At 56.4% G+C, this 15,532-nt stretch carries 14 protein-coding genes; 10 read left to right on the top strand and 4 right to left on the bottom strand.

The window, feature by feature from the left end; genetic code table 11:
• Positions 1–128: 128 nt before the first annotated feature.
• The 3 genes from BSG17_RS20850 to BSG17_RS20835 form a co-directional block, all read right to left on the bottom strand.
• Positions 129–1,430, bottom strand: a complete 1,302-nt coding sequence (locus BSG17_RS20850; protein ID WP_089827322.1) for a TIGR00341 family protein — start codon at positions 1,428–1,430, stop codon at positions 129–131.
• Positions 1,431–1,698: 268 nt separating this feature from the next.
• Positions 1,699–1,833 (bottom strand): hypothetical protein, encoded by a 135-nt coding sequence (locus BSG17_RS28375; RefSeq protein ID WP_280141206.1) that lies wholly within the window; start codon positions 1,831–1,833, stop codon positions 1,699–1,701.
• Between the two features lie 250 nt (positions 1,834–2,083).
• The gene (locus BSG17_RS20835) at positions 2,084–3,391 is read right to left on the bottom strand and encodes a tyrosine-type recombinase/integrase (protein ID WP_089827321.1); all 1,308 of its coding nucleotides are present in this window, start codon (positions 3,389–3,391) and stop codon (positions 2,084–2,086) included.
• Positions 3,392–3,982: 591 nt separating this feature from the next.
• On the opposite strand from BSG17_RS20835, the gene BSG17_RS20830 reads away from it, so the two are divergent.
• From BSG17_RS20830 to BSG17_RS20810, 6 genes are all read left to right on the top strand, one after another.
• Entirely contained in the window at positions 3,983–4,237 is a 255-nt protein-coding gene (locus tag BSG17_RS20830) for a hypothetical protein (RefSeq protein ID WP_139246743.1), read from the top strand.
• A 364-nt stretch (positions 4,238–4,601) separates the two neighbouring features.
• Positions 4,602–4,976: a TRAM domain-containing protein gene (locus BSG17_RS20825; protein ID WP_342028362.1), complete on the top strand. Its 375-nt coding sequence runs from the start codon at positions 4,602–4,604 to the stop codon at positions 4,974–4,976.
• 456 nt (positions 4,977–5,432) lie between these two features.
• On the top strand, positions 5,433–5,834 hold the full coding sequence (locus BSG17_RS20820) for a type II toxin-antitoxin system death-on-curing family toxin (protein ID WP_089827318.1): 402 nt from the start codon (positions 5,433–5,435) through the stop codon (positions 5,832–5,834).
• Positions 5,835–5,864: 30 nt separating this feature from the next.
• On the top strand, positions 5,865–6,035 hold the full coding sequence (locus BSG17_RS27250) for a hypothetical protein (RefSeq protein WP_170864896.1): 171 nt from the start codon (positions 5,865–5,867) through the stop codon (positions 6,033–6,035).
• Between the two features lie 901 nt (positions 6,036–6,936).
• Complete coding sequence (locus BSG17_RS20815) at positions 6,937–8,115, top strand: twin-arginine translocation signal domain-containing protein (RefSeq protein WP_342028361.1); 1,179 nt, start codon at positions 6,937–6,939, stop codon at positions 8,113–8,115.
• Between the two features lie 4 nt (positions 8,116–8,119).
• Positions 8,120–8,602, top strand: coding sequence for a NosD domain-containing protein (locus BSG17_RS20810; RefSeq protein WP_170864895.1), 483 nt, complete (start codon positions 8,120–8,122; stop codon positions 8,600–8,602).
• 65 nt (positions 8,603–8,667) lie between these two features.
• On the opposite strand, the gene BSG17_RS28980 is transcribed toward BSG17_RS20810, so the two are convergent.
• A complete protein-coding gene (locus BSG17_RS28980) occupies positions 8,668–8,877 on the bottom strand; it encodes a DUF7577 domain-containing protein (protein WP_449271722.1) in 210 nt (69 codons plus the stop codon).
• 682 nt (positions 8,878–9,559) lie between these two features.
• Here BSG17_RS28980 and BSG17_RS20805 point away from each other — a divergent pair.
• The 4 genes from BSG17_RS20805 (at position 9,560) to BSG17_RS20785 (ending at position 15,383) form a co-directional block, all read left to right on the top strand.
• On the top strand, positions 9,560–10,534 hold the full coding sequence (locus tag BSG17_RS20805) for a polysaccharide deacetylase family protein (RefSeq protein WP_244531650.1): 975 nt from the start codon (positions 9,560–9,562) through the stop codon (positions 10,532–10,534).
• A 1,182-nt stretch (positions 10,535–11,716) separates the two neighbouring features.
• Positions 11,717–12,145 carry a universal stress protein gene (locus BSG17_RS20795; RefSeq protein WP_089827315.1) on the top strand — a complete coding sequence of 143 codons (429 nt, stop codon included), beginning with the start codon at positions 11,717–11,719 and terminating at the stop codon, positions 12,143–12,145.
• A 125-nt stretch (positions 12,146–12,270) separates the two neighbouring features.
• Positions 12,271–14,451, top strand: a complete 2,181-nt coding sequence (locus BSG17_RS20790; protein WP_089827314.1) for a heavy metal translocating P-type ATPase — start codon at positions 12,271–12,273, stop codon at positions 14,449–14,451.
• A gap of 197 nt (positions 14,452–14,648) precedes the next feature.
• Positions 14,649–15,383 (top strand): CPBP family intramembrane glutamic endopeptidase, encoded by a 735-nt coding sequence (locus BSG17_RS20785; protein WP_244531649.1) that lies wholly within the window; start codon positions 14,649–14,651, stop codon positions 15,381–15,383.
• The last annotated feature ends 149 nt before the right edge of the window (positions 15,384–15,532 follow it).

Genomic DNA, 15,532 nt, shown 5'->3' with positions numbered 1-15,532 from the left:
GAAACGTCGTGTGAGAACTTGTATATTCGGGTCGCAGTGTTTACAGCCAAAGACGGTGCTGTATCTCCGCCCTAAAGGACGGGTTTTAGCACCTACCAATTACATAAACGGTTACCCTACCCCCGGCACTACCCCGGTTCTTGAACGGTTAGGTATCGAACCTGTACAGCTACGTTACGACCTGCAATCTGATCAATGCGGGTATTCAAACGATCACCCAGTTCTGGCGGGGCTTCTCCTCGAGGAGCACCGATCAAGATGGTTACCTTGGAGGGACGCTGGGCGAGCAGATTCTCCGAATATTCGAACTGAGCCTCGAGTAGAACGAACTCCGAGTAAACCGGTTCATTGAGAATTGATTGGATATCATTTTGAATCGATTGTTCGGCAGTGGCAGTCTGATACGAGGAGAACGTAACAGCTCCGAGGAATGCAGAAAGAAGCAGAATGGTAATCAGAAGAACGCCGATGCGCTTGACGAATGTCTTTCTGGTCTGCTCCACACGCAACCATTCGCTAGGTCGGTACCCCATATACCAGAGTACAAGGAGTGCGGCGAGGTTGATCGACAGGACGTTAACAAGGAGTAACACGCCGGAGCCCACGGCGAGTGCCGTATTCCCCCACGCAATGGCGATACCGACCGTCGCTGCGGGAGGGACGAGTGCCACTGCAATCATGACGCCAACTAGCGCCGATGAGAGTCCCGAAGCAAGGCTAATCACTCCAGCGGCACCGGACCCGAGGGCAACCACGAGTGACAGGACATCCGGCCGAAATCGTTCTCGGATTTGCGAGATAGACAGGATATCTAATCCAGGTGGGACGAGATTCCCTGTTCTGATGAGAATCGCGAAAAGAGCGGCACTCGCTATTGTGAGTATGGCCCCAATGATCTGCAGCTTGACACCGTCTCTAAAGAGGTCGCGGTCCCGGAAGACCGTGCCAACGCTTGTAGCCATTGCGGGGCCAATGAGCGGTGCGATCACCATAGACCCGACGACGACCGCAGCAGAATCCAGAAGCAGTCCTGCCGTCGCAATAATCGCACTCACGATAGTCATGCCAGCATATATCGGCATGGATGCTGGGACGAGTTCCTCAGCAGCGCTTTGGAGTTCTTCGCGTGCGATTTGCTCTGGACTGTCTTCGTCTTCCGCAAATTGTTCCTCGATTTGGTCGTAATTTCGTGAAACGACGGTTTGCGTCTCAACCGTCACTGTAATCGCATCGTCGTTTATCCCCGTTTCCCGGAGACGATCCAGGATAGGCTCGACAGCGTTCGTCGGGAGGGGGAAGTGAACGGCACAGGTGTATTCGCGGTTGCTCGTCTCATCAGTGAGCGTATAACTGATTCCTTCGTCGTCCAGAACATCGAGAACAGCGTCACGCTTCCCTGCCGGGACAGTCACAAAAACGAGCCGAGCCATGGGTACTAAAACTCACCCGTACCCGATAAATGGTCTCCCGTCTGGTGGTTGAGAACCACTTTGTGGATCGACGGCCCGTACTCGACCGCCTTCGACGTCGGTTCGATGCCAGCGTCGTCCGCGAATGTTCCCGCTTCGTCGAGTAACTCTGTCGCACGTTCTTCTAACAGATCTAGCTGGATATCTGACCGAACGTCGACGCCCAGAGCCGCGATCGCGATGGCCGAGAGGAGGTGTAGTGCTGCTCTCAGCCCTGCTAAACCCGGTGTCATCTCAACTTCCCGGAGATGTACAGTTCGGCGATTTCGTCGCCATGCTGGGACCGCATTTGGTCGACGAACGCCTCTGCTGCAGCGGCATGAGTGTCGGACGATGTGGATTCAGTCGCGGTCTCGTTGTGCATGTGGTTGGCTGCGTCCTTCGGTACGATTTATTTTCCCCGTCGAGCAGCGTCGGGGTCTCGAATCCAGCTTTCGTTTTAGTATCTGTCTCTCTTTTCGAGTGCGGATCTATCGGCACGTTACACAAAATAGCTTGGACAATCGTGCGGTCTGATCTATTATCGAAATCAGGCTGGCACTATCGTTTAGTCTGTGTCTCTTTGTACGGTACTACTGAATACTCCTTTTCTCGACTAATCTGCTGCGTACGGCTCAATGGTCTCGCTCACCCTCCTCGAACGCAGCGGCGAGTTGCTCTCGCATATACTCTCGCCGCAACTTCCGCGCCCGTGCGTCCGAGAGGTAGTTCTGTAGGACGACGTCGGCGCTCGCACTTCCCTGTTCGGCCGCGATCTCGTCGAGGCTCCCGAGGACGACGTCAAGCGACGAGGAGTACGCGTCGTACCAGAATCGGCGTCCCATCTTCGGCGACGGGGTTTCACCGTCGATTGTCTCGGGCAACTCAGCCCGATCGGCGAGCCGTCCAAACCGATTCCAGACTGTCCAACGGGAAATGTGTCCTCCCGACGCATGCGGCGAGGGGAACAGATAGCCGCTCCACTCATCAGCGTCAGCAGTCGCAGCGAGGCGGTCTTCGAGGATCCCCCGCCCATAGAGAAGCGACACTTCCCCGGGGCCGTTCTTCCGTTCTTCGAAGGCGATGAACGGGACGTCCTCGTCGTTCGGGTCGAGAACGAACTGTCGGGTGTGGAGTCGAGCGACCTCACCCGGTCGAAGTCCCCACGCACAGAGCGCTAACACGAGCAATCGCTCTTCGGCATCAGTTGCTGCGTGGTAGAGCGCTCGAACGTGCTCTGCGTCGAGACAGGGTGTATCGGCGTCGCTGCCACCGCTCCCGTTCGACCAGTCGAACTCGTCGTCGAGACCGTCAGCAGGATTGACGGCGGCCCATTTTCGCCGGACTAAGTGTGCATACCAGTTCGAGACTGCGAGATGGATTCGGCGTTTGGTCTGTCCGCCGTCGAGATCGTCGTGCAGTCGGTCGAACGCTGCCCAGCAGGCATCGACCGCTTTGTAGGCCGGGACGTCACTCTCGCGACCAACGGACGTCACAAGATCAGCGGTCCCGTTTTCGTCTCGATAGGCGCTGACGTAGCGGTTCAGCCGGTAGCGGAGGGTGTCGATCGACGACTCGGCGAGACCTTTCCGTTCGCGACGTGAGGTGAGGAACGACTCGAGTGCTTCGATGGTTCGTTCGTGGTCAGTCGCCCAGTCGTATCCCGTCTCCTCAGGTTCGAGTCCCAAATCGTCGGACCAGAAGTCGCCGAACGTGGTGTCGTGATACTCTCGAAGGGCGTAGAGCAGCGGCCGGAAGTCGTGTTCGCGCAACCAGCTGTGCGTTGGCTTCTCCTGTGTCGAATCAAGGCCGTCAGCTTCCAGTGCTGGAGCGACAACCGCCCAGTACGCGTCGACGAGTTCATCGCGTTCGAGGAGCGTCCACGAAACGTCGTCGACGTCGTTCCATTCACGGTTTTGTGATGAGTGTGCTGGCTCACTCACGGTGGACCCCCACCGTTCCCAGTAGGGCAGGTCCCGAACCCGGGGGTAGACGTCTCGCTGAGGGCGTTCCTGATTCTAAGCTCGTCATTTTCTGGTTGGAGAGACTTTTGTTCGGATTTACTATATGTTTTGGGGACACACTGTCCCGTCAGGTCTGTGTGAACTCCAATAAAACTGCTGGAATGCACCCTCCAACAAATAAATCGCATATCGCTACACCAAATGTGAGGCAAATTCTTTGCTTTTAGAAACAACAGAATTGCGATCGTAGTACCTTAGGAGTATCGAGCGATTGGGGTCACAGCTGTCAGCGAAAGCTAACGCAACCCTCGAATTCGAGTCGAAGAGAGCGACTACTTCGCTTTGAGACTGTCGCCCTCTCGCCACTGCCAGTACGCATACGGATTGTCGTTAATCGTCTTCATCGTGAGCGATGCTTTCGACGAGACGGTCGCCGACGTCGGTGTCGTCACGGTGTCGATAGCCCAAATATATTTTTTAGCAGATATCAATTTTCCATTATCGTTCTATCATTCGAATATATTAAATCAGTGGCAAATATTATTGTCTAAAAGCGTGTGGTTACTTCTCATGGGTGTTGGGACAATCTATCGCGGCAGTGATGGAGAGTACTACGGGGATGTGGACCTCTGGGAGCGATTCGAGTCCGGGGTGTGGACACCACAGTGTTGGAACACCGAGACCGGAAGAGAGTGGGTCGAAACACAAGACGACGAGGTACTCTGTCTCACGCCGATCGCACGCCGTAGCGTCGCCGAGGAGACACACCTCGAACGTGTCTGTGGTGGCATCCGGGTTGTTGCCGGCCAATCGATCCGTCGGTAACCAGAGCGTGGTTTTCTTACGTCGTTTTTAGCACGCACTCCCGGTTGCAACCTGTCTCTGCGTTCGACTGGCTCGGGACCTTCTCACGGTCACTTGGACTTCAGCAGTGGCTCGTCGACCGCCGTGCGTCGACGTGGTGCTATTAACCAACACACTCGACTTTGTTGGTTAATAGATGTCGATCACACACCCGAAGTGGTCGTCTCGGGTCTCACAATCTCGATCCCCGGTTGCAAACGCCCCGCTCGAGTGCCGGTTCGCGACGCATCCGAAGCACACCGTTATACGCGAGTCTCTCAAAGGAGTGACCACTACACCGATGGTCGATATTCCTGACTCACTGCAGTGTCTTGTGACTGCGTCTGTGACCGAACAAGCGGGGTCGTACCGTATCGAGATCCCACGTGAAGAGGTCGAGCGCGGCGAACTCAACGCCGGCGAGTTCTATCGCGTTGGCGTGCTCACGCACACCGGTGCGTCGTCACCAAGTGAATCCCCGGACACCGACATCGCCCCGAACGCAACGCCACAGGAGCCCCAGGTCCCGCCCGTCGACGAAGGTGAGGTCCGTGAGGTGACGATCGAAACGCTCGGCGAGAAAGGTGACGGCATCGCGAAGGTCGAACGCGGATACATCATCATCGTCGACGGCGGCCAGCCTGGCGAGACAGTGACGGTCAATGTGCATACGGTCCGCCAGAACGTTGCCTTCGCCGAGATCGTCGCTGACGACTCGTAGCGCTCGGTTGACGCTCTTCGTTTTACACACCGTCAACCACGGCGACTCCAACCGGTTCGTCGAATTCCCGATACATGCGTCCCATGCGTCTGGTTGGTTGAAACTGTCTCTTCGGCGTCAAGATTTTTTCTATCAATCGCCATGGTACACTCCCACAATCCGATTTGAAGAGAGTAGTGTGGAGATCACTTCCGTTCGGCGGCAATCTCGCCGAATGTTTTGAACTCTACACCTGGATTCGTGCCATGAGAGGCTGAACAGGATACTCGTAGCGATTAGCGGAAGTCTTCGTACTGTCTAACGTCACAGATTTGCCACCCTCAAAAATCTGCGTGCTGAATAGAGAGCGCATATCTCGCATTTGTATCTGTAGGCAGCCACCTGAGAAGGGAGAAAGAACATCACTGTCCGGCAGAGAGAGAAACGACTATCCAAAGTCGACCTGTATTTGTCACTGTGAGCGACGAACTGGTGTATCCTACGGTTGAGCTCATCCTCGAGATTCACGAACAGATCGTCGAGGAGGGTGACAACACCGAGCCAGGCGTCCGCTCGAAGAAACCGATTACGTCCGCGGTACACTACATCTCTGAAGGATACTTCGGTGAGTCACCAGAAACGATTCACCACAAAGCTGTGCATCTGATGCGCTTCTTGGTCGCCGACCACCCGTTTGTCGACGGCAACAAACGAACTGCACTCGACACAGTAGCGACGTTCTACATGCTCAACGGGTACACGTTCAATTACGGCAATGAAGTTCGAGCACTGTTGAAGCGTTTTGCAACCGATGCAGAGAGTATCGACATCGAGACAGCGGTCGTGTACTTCCGTGCCTGTTCACGGCGGAACAGATAAACGACACCAGAAACTACACACCAATAAGAGATGGCGTCCAGCACTGATTCCTCGCGTTCTGCCGACGACGAAGTCGGTAAGCTCTACGAACGGTATCACGCGGCAGAGACTGACGAGGAACGCCGCGAAATTGCACTTGAAATGGCGCGGCTTGACAGGCGCCGTCATGCGGATATCTATACGGCCCTCGAAACCGAGTGAATCACCTGTCGAATTTATACCACCCCTGAACCGGTAGGTTTCGATGAACGTGCTGAATGTAGGTCGCTAGTCTTGAAGTTGGTATTTTACCTCAACCTCGTCTTCTCTAATGAAGGCTACTAAGCCACCACTTTCTCTCGGAGTAAATGTCTTCTCGACCGTTGCACGACCGACTACCTTGACTACAACGCGATAGGGTTTACCGACACACCCGCCAGGAAAAACAGAGAACCCATGGTTTCCTTCATTGTAGGCAGACAGCCGACTCTGTTTTGACAATATCCGCTGGTCATCACGGAATAATTGTATCCAGACGGTTTGTGAACTGCCTGTTCGATTGAATCCATCCACGTTAAAATATGAGCCGCTTTCACAGGGTGTTGGTGTTTCTCTGACTGACTCAACAGTCGTCGGAGTATTCGTCCATGCAGGTGTCGAGGAGGTAATCGGATAGGCTGTTATCGTACTCGTCTCGGAAGTCGTCGGTTGAGCTGTCGTAGCGGTCGTCTCGGAGGTTGCTCGTTCGCCGAGTTGTTGTCCAGTACAGCCCGCTAGAAAAGCACCAGACAGGAGGGCACTTCTATGGAGGAATTTTCGCCGGGACCATTTGATCGGCATACATGTGGCTTGTATTCTGTCGTTATGATAACTTCGCACCAGCGATTCACAGCGCGTTTTGTGACGTAAGTTCAGGAATAGAAGGTCTGGCAAGTGCTGAACACACCCTCTGAGTGTTGCACGGCACTTATGACAACTACCTGAGATTAGAAAGAGCGACTGTCTGAATCCTTTTGCTAACTCCTATCGGCACTAGTCGACCAACAGGTTGTAGCGGGGCCATAACATTCACCTCCATATCTGGTCAGAGAACACACGTGAATCTCGTTGTGAAGCGGCTTCTATGTGGGCCAGTGCTATGACGTCTGACTTGACTCGACGGCGATTCTTGGCAACGAGTGCCGTCGGAGGCGTGGTTGGCACGGCTGGCTGTAGCTCCCCAGTCAGCGAACTTACAGAGCAGAGTGAGTGGCCACCGAACGTTGGTGACCCAGCGGTAGTCAACAACTCGTCTAACAGCACGGACGTCGTCGATGTTCGAGGGGCGATCTACATTCCGTCACGAGCGTACAATATCTATCAAATGTGGCAGTACTACGAGCCCGAAATCATCGAACGCGATTTGACGTATGCGACGCAGGTCAATCTCAACGCTATCCGGACATGGGTGAGTTACGAAGCGTGGCAGCGAGATCCGGATGCTCATGAACAGGCGCTCGATCATTTCCTCCAGGCTGCCGACGACCGTGATCTCTCTGTTCTGTTGGGACTCTTCGACGCTGTTGGCAGCTACCCAACGGAAGAACGATTGGAAGATACCGATCCAGCGTCAGCCACGGGGCTGAGCTCGCCGCCGAAAGAGGTACTTCTCAATCGACAGCTGTGGGACGGGCCGAGACGGTTTGTTCGCTGGTTTATGGACAACTACCGTGATGACGATCGGTTGCTTGGGATCGAAGCGATGAACGAACCGGGGTGGATGGCCAGCAAAACGGCGTTTGCACGAGAGATGTTTGCGACGTTGGTTGAACAGAAGGGGCGTGTCCCACTGACTGTTGGGTCGACGAGTCTGGCCAACAATGCTGAATACGAGCAGTGGGGCAACGAGATTCTCCAGTTCCATTATAACTTCGTGAACAACCAGTCGACGTATCGAACGATGCTACAGCGTGTTAATCATCTTCGTGAGGCAGTGGAGACCCCAGTATGGCTCACGGAGTGGCAGCGGACTCGTCACGGGCGAGGCTTCGCCGCAGAGCCAACCCCGAGTGAACAGACACCAAACTACGCCAGCTTGGCGCCACTGATCCGCGACGTCGGGATTGGCAATTTCTTTTGGTCACTGATGGTCAAGCCCGCGTGGGTCCAACCACAGCGGAAGAACGGTGTCATCAACGGGCTGTTTCACGAGGACGGGGCGGTCTGGAGTCGCGAGGATGCACGAGCGATAAAGGCAATGTCCGGAGATGCATCGTTCGATGGCGAAGAGCGCAGCGAGTGGCCTGAGTGGGCAGAGGCGTAGGACGATGGAAGAAAAACGGCTCACCTCACGGACGACGATTACGAAACCGGGGACCTATAGACTAGCCAAAGACATTCAGAATGGTGGTGGAACGCGTCTCTCGGAGGCCTGCATACGTATCGAGGCCAACGACGTCGTTCTCGATGGGGCTGGTCGCACGATTGGTGGCAATGGGGTAAGCGATACCTCGGGAATCATAGTCTCGAATGCTCGTAATGTGACAATCAAGAACGTCACAGTTGAGCAGTGGGATTACGGAATTCGCTTTGAGAGCACCTTTGGTGGGCAGATACGGGATGTACGTGTCGTCAACAACGGATACGGGATCTCATTTGCAGACACTGATCTCGTCGTTCTCCGAGGAAGCATCGTTTCAAACAATTTACTCGGTACCGTCTCAGACGCTGCCAGCACTCTCCTTGTGTGGAACAATACCATTACCAAGAATAGTCGCGACGTCTATCGATCCTCATCACAGCATGAGTGAAACTGGTCACACCCAGGTCGCCACTCTTTGTCCTTCTGCCCCGCTCGCTTTGAAAATACAGGTAGTCATCTGTATTGGGATAAATCATTAATGCAGTGACGACAAAACCGATAGTCCGGATCATTCACTGTGTGACAGACTGGACATACTATGGCCCACTGAAGTGACGAGGACGCGATTACAGACTCATCGAGCGGAGATCTGGATTGATGTCGTGGACCATTTGATATCGCAGAGCTGGGATGTCGATTACGAATTGAGTACAGTACGAACACACTGAGAAGACACAGCACGAGAGCAAGGGTTGTCACATAGATCGGGGATGGATTCGGAAACAGAGATTGAATCCAAGTGGGTGTCTAGAGAACGACCACCAATACCATGGATAGACCCTTGGAAGCCAGATAGATAACTCTCCGCACTGGCCGCAAATCACGAGATACCGACTTGGAGCATCAATGCATTACTTTTGCGGCGGTAGCGCGGAATCTCCTTCCACAAGACTGGGGAGCCCTTTGCTGATATTTGAATTCGTGGGACGTAGTTGACCAAGCGTCATCTGCTAAGAGACTGGTAAGTGTCGCTTACTAGCACCAGTCTCATATATCCCCAAACCGAAGTTACCAACGAAGCGTAATGAATGATTCATCGACCCGACGCAGTGTCCTCGCATCGCTCGGTGCCGTCGGCGTGACTGGTGTTGCCGGGTGCTTGGGAGACCCCGGTCAAACCGACCCGAATACCACGCCCACTGGGACGACCACAGCAACCACTTCAGCGACCTCGAGTAGAAATCAAACTAAGACATCCACACAGCAACAAGACCAGCCATTCACCCGCGGTGAACTCGTTGCCGACTTCGAGGACATCGGCACGAAAGAGACGCGCTGGGGGGCAATTGGTGGGACAATCAACGCAGACACCAACGACGTGTATGCGGGCACCCAGTCGGTCCACATGACCAACAAAAATGGGGACGTCGCTGGGATCTACAAGTCGTTCCCGGATGGGCTTGATCTTCGCAAGCACGACCTGTCGCTCGCCGTCAAACTCGAAAAACCGGTGCGGGGGAAGATTGCTGCAGAGTTCATCGCTCCAGCACGCAGCGATATGCTCACCAGCAAGCGCTTCATCCCCAAGGAACTCAACGACTGGGTCCGCATCGATCTGGGGTATACCGGGAAAACCGGCGAGCCAGTAATGAAAGCGATTCAAGAGCTTCGGCTCATGGTCTTGACCCCAGAGGGCAAGCCGATCGACGTGCGCATTGACGACCTCCGAAAGATTCCGAAACCCGATAAAGGGAAGGTCGTCTTGCAGTTCGACGACGCCGTTACCTCACAGTACGAGGTTGCGTTCAAGGAACTGCAGAAGCGAGGGTGGCCGGGTGGGGTGGCTGTGATTCCTGACGCCATCAACAGCGAAGGGAACCTGACGACGGGGCAGATGCGTGAGATGCGCGATGCTGGCTGGGATATGATGGCTCATCCACAGGCCCCAGAGCCGTTGCCGGCGTACTCGAAAGCGAAACAACAGCGGATCATCCAGCAAGCGCACAACTACCTCGACCTCAAGGGGTTCCCAGAAGGTGCGCGTCACTTCGTCGCCCCCTACAACCGAGTGAGCAAGACGACACTGGAGATCGTCGAGCAGTATCACGAGACGGGATTCATGTTCGGCGCCTGTCCGAACAACGCCCAACAACCGAGTAACATGCACGCCATCTCCCGCGTGATGGGCAAGGACCCGCAGGGGACACGCCGCATCCTGAACCTCGCTGAAGAGTTCAATCAGCTGGCCGTCGTCACCTGGCACTCGATCGGTGACGGGGAAGAGTACGAAACCTCGCCTGCGGACTTCATGAACGTCTTAGATCACCTCAAACAGAAAGACGTCGACGTGATTGCCCCCTCGGGGCTTATCGACGGCTAAGAGCTTCCTCTCGCGAGGGCGTTTGCTTTGCTCCGCATTTGTGATTAGTGAGCAAGAATACGTGTTCGGATTCGGTGTCTTTGTTCTCGATTCGTGTAGCGAGGCGACTTGCAAGTCGCCAAGATCTCTGTTGAGTCTGCAATGCGAGCGCGAACAGTTCCTCCTGTCGCGCTGCTGAATGCGTTGTTCTAACACCGATTATGGACTGCGACGTGATACCCAGTGGGAGGACGATGACTCCGGGTAGTTACGCCTCAGTAGTTGTGGTTTCCTCGGTTGGCGTTCCTTCTGCAGTTGTCGTGTCCGCTGCGGTAGGTGTGCCGTTATCTGGTGTTGTTTCTGCCGTCGTCGTCGTTTCCCTGTTTCAGGGTAGCACTCGACATTTTCGCTGTTGTCAGTTACGACTTCCTTTGGACTCCAAAGATGAGTCCGTTATCAGGCTTATGAACGAATAGTAGAAATGTATCGAGCAACACTTCTGTAGCCATAATCGGATTACGAGAGAGAACGCAACGACCCCACAGGCTGGGCTGGTGAGTGGAACCTCCCGAAGTGGTACGCACTTGCCGTCTATTCTGCCATTGGCCTGTACGGGGCGGTCACACTCATCTTCGTCGCCGTCGAGAGCGCTCCGGTCGGTCGACGCTTCGGCGCTCGAATTTTCTGGGCCCTCGGGTCGCTGGGCATCGCCTACCAGATCAAAGACGCACTGCGTTTGGACCTCGTTCGGATGGTGTGGAAACCCCGGCGTGAACTCTGGGAGTTTCCCACTCGATATGGGTTCGTGCTGGCGCTCATCGCATTCGCCGTCGGTCCCCCCGCCTCGATATACGGAAGCAGCGGATACTCGAGAAACACGATGAACCCATAGACGGCGAACATCCCGTATCCCAGTGTGGCGATCCCCATTCGACGACCACGCTCACGTCGCCAAGCGAGGTCGCTGAGTGCGCTGAGGCCAGTGGCATGAATTCAGGCGATGGTCGCGTTCGATGTGAGCTAGCCGATGGTCGATACAGCCAAACCGAGGGGGTGGTTGCCAAAACAATTGGCGTTCAACCGTCGAACCAGGACGAATAACGTCCTCAACCCGACCCGTCTGAACGCCCCACCTCCATGAATCGTCGTCGTGCTACCCGCTAAGCAGTACGTTCATTTCAGTTCACCATTAATTATATTCTTATGTCTGCCAACGTTCTCGTCGCCTTCGACGGCTCCCCGCTTTCAGAGCGTGCGCTCGCATACGCTATCGAGACCTTCCCGGACGCACCCATCACCGCGATTTACATCATTAATCCTATTGACTCGGTTATCGACGTGGAGGCTGGCGGCTTACCAGTCGCCAAAGACTGGTACGAGAACGCAAAAGAAGAAGCAACCAGAATCCACACGACGGCCACGGATCTCACGGCGGAACGGAATACTGAACTCGATACCGTCACGGAAGTCGAAAAACCAGCACAAGCGATCCTCGAATACGCTGACGACCAGGACATCGACCAGATCGTCATGGGCAGCCATGGCCGCTCAGGAATCGACCGGGCGCTCCTCGGAAGCGTTGCGGAGACAGTTATCCGTCGAGCACGGATCCCGGTGACGATCATCAGTTGAGTGATTCGGGCCAGAAGGACAGGAGGCCTCTCGAGTGAGGCGAGAACCCGCTCTCATGGGGTCAGACGAGGACACAGTAAGATACCGACAATGCAAAATCAACACATACAGTATGGAGAGATCGCGTGACCGTTACTGAATCACCCCCGCTATCGACGTGTACTGTCCAGATCGAACGACGAGGCGGTCGTGGGAAAGCGGGGGCGCGAGCACTCGAACAACACCTCCGAAATACACCCGGCGTCCACGACGTCGAAGTCTCGTTCCGAACGGGGAGCGCCCGGATTACCTACGATGAGAGCGTCACCTCAGAGGAACAGCTTCGAGAAGCGGTCCAAGACCGTGACGTCTCGATCCAAGATGAGTCCGACACGGCAGCCGACGAGGTGACCTCTCGCTCGGAACTCAGACAGGAAGCAGCGTTCGTCGGTCTGACGCTGCTCGGTATGGTGACCGGCTTAGCGACAGGATGGCTCGACGGACCGCCACTCCTGATGTGGGGCGGCTACGGCGTTGCGTACGTCTTTGGCGGCTGGTACGGTCTCAAAGGGGCGATCGAGACGCTTCGCCACCGCGCAGTCGATATCGACCTGCTGATGATCGTCGCCGCGGTCGGTGCCCTCTCGATTGGGGCCCCGTTCGAGGGCGCGATGCTCCTCTTCCTGTTCTCACTGTCGAACACGCTCCAACACTACGCGATCGGCCGCTCGCGGCGGGCGATCAAGTCTCTCGTCGAGATGCGACCGGACGAAGCGCAGGTCCTGCGTGACGGTGAGGAAGTTACCGTTCCCATCGACGAGGTCGCCGTCGGTGACGTGTTCGTCGTCCGTCCCGGTGACCGAATACCACTCGACGGCGTCGTTACGTCCGGCGAGGGAACAGTCGATCAGGCTTCGCTCACCGGTGAATCCGTTCCTGTACCAAAGGAACCTGGCGACGAAGTATTCGGCGGAACGATCAACGAGAGCGGAAGCCTCGAAATCGAAGTCACTCGACAGGCCCACGAGTCAGCGATCAGCCGCCTTATCCACATGGTCGAACGGGCCCAGAGCGAGAAGGCCCCGACACAGCGGCTCATCGATCGTCTCGAACAACCATACGTCCTCGGCGTATTCGCACTCACAATCGCAGCGATCGCAATTCCGCTCGCGCTTGGCAGCGAGTTCACGGGGACGTTCTACCGCGCCATGACGCTTATGGTCGCCGCCTCGCCGTGTGCAGTCATCATCTCGACGCCCGCAGCAGTCCTCTCAGCAATCGCCTCCGGTGGGAGACAGGGCGTCCTGTTCAAGGGCGGCGAACACGTCGAGACCGCAGCACGTATCGACGCGGTCGCGTTCGACAAGACCGGCACCCTCACACAGGGTAACACGCAGTTGACCGACGTATTCGTCCGTGATGGGACGGCGGACGAGACACTGTCCGAGGACGGGCTACTCTCCATCGCGGCTGCAGTGCAGGCCCGTTCGGAACACCATCTCGCTCGTGCGACCGTGCGGGCGGCAGAAGATCGGTCACTCACTGTCGATGACGCGGAGCGGTTTCAGTCAGTCGCCGGCAAAGGGGTCAAAGCAGACGTCGAAGGGCAAACGACCCATATTGGGAACCGTACTTACTTCGAAACCGTTCTCGGAGACGCGGCGATCGATGGTCTCGAACCAGGCCTTGATCGCCTCCAAGCCTTAGAGGCGGAGGGGAAAACGAGCGTCCTCGTCGCCAGAGAGAGTCACGGCGAAGTCAGCGTCTTGGGGTGGCTCGCGTTCACCGACACGGTCCGGCCTGACGCTGCCGAGATGATCGCCGACCTCCGCTCGCTCGACGTAGAGCACATCGTCATGCTGACCGGCGACAACGAGCGCGTCGCACAGCGCATCGCCGACGAGGTCGGCATCGACGAAGTCCAGGCAGAACTGCTGCCAGAAGAAAAGGTGGCGACCATCGAAGAACTGGTCGAACGACACGAGAACGTGGCGATGGTTGGCGATGGCGTCAACGACGCGCCAGCGCTCGCCACAGCGACCCTCGGCATAGCGATGGGTGGCGCAGGGACTGACGTCGCGCTCGACACTGCCGACGTGGTACTAATGGGCGACGACCTCAGCAAGATTCCCTACGTACTCGGCCTCGGACGCAGGACCCGCCGGACGCTCACGATCAATCTCGCCATCGCTTTCGGCGCGATTGCACTCATGGTCGGCACGATCATCCTCCGAGGTATCCCGCTCCCACTCGCAGTGGTCGGCCACGAGGGCTCGACGGTCATCGTCTCGCTGAACGGCCTTCGGTTGCTCAGCTTTCGCGGCTGAGGACGTTCAGGACCAGACAGATGCAGTAACGACCCGACTCCTAGTTACAATTCGGAGGTTCCATGACGGTGGGAGATGGTAGTTCCACAACTCCTTTCTCAACGCTGGGAGTCAACGAACCCATGTCCCCGACTACGAACAGGCTTTCCTTTAGCAAGCGGTTCGGTGTAGCTCTGCTGTTGGGCATACCCGGAATCATGGCGCTCGTTGGCTACATTTACTTCACGACGCCAGAGACAGCTGTCCCGTCCGGGCTGTCACTCCCGCTCCTCGCCGTCCTCTCAGCTATCAATCCATTGCTGCTGCTCGGCGTCGCGTGTCTATTCGGAGCCTACGCAGCGCCGCGAGTGGGCCTGCAGTCGTACGTCATCGACCGGAAGGGGACTGGCAACGGAATCTGGCAACGCCTCCGGAGCGACATCGGACTGGCCGTCGGAACCGGTATCATCGGAGGCGTCCTGATCGTCGTCCTCGATGCGGTGATGATGCCCTTTGTCGCCCAGGACCTACCCCAATCAGTAATCGGAGCGACGAGGCCGACCGTACTTGACGTCTTCGCGTACGTACCCGTCCGATTCCTCTACGGAGGGATCACCGAGGAACTCATGCTGCGGTTCGGACTCATGTCCGGACTCGTGTTCGTCGGGTGGCGCATCACTGGCCGCCGAGCGGATGGCCCGCAACCGGCCGTCGTCTGGGCTGCAATCCTCATCGCTGCCGTGCTGTTCGGTCTAGGTCACCTCCCCGCACTCGCCCAATCGGTCGATCTCACTCCGGCACTGATCGCGCGGACGGTCCTCTTGAACGCTGTCGCTGGCGTTCTCTTTGGCTGGCTCTATTGGCGGCGTAGCCTTGAGGCCGCGATGGTGGCTCACGCTTCGTTTCACGTCCCGCTCGTTGTCCTTTCGCTCGTCCAGGTCGCGCTGCTCTGACGATCTGATCTCTGCGGACACGGATACGAGGGGACTCGGATTCCACCGGCTAAAACGGCGTTTCTGCCGGCTATCGGGGACTGTACCAACAAATATCCCGAATATTCCAGCGCGGCCGTTACTGGATGAGAATGTCCGTATTGTAGAGA

Source organism: Halogranum amylolyticum, assembly GCF_900110465.1.
Taxonomy (GTDB): domain Archaea; phylum Halobacteriota; class Halobacteria; order Halobacteriales; family Haloferacaceae; genus Halogranum; species Halogranum amylolyticum.
Note: the sequence above shows the minus strand (reverse complement) of the source record. Positions and strands in the feature narration are given on the sequence as shown.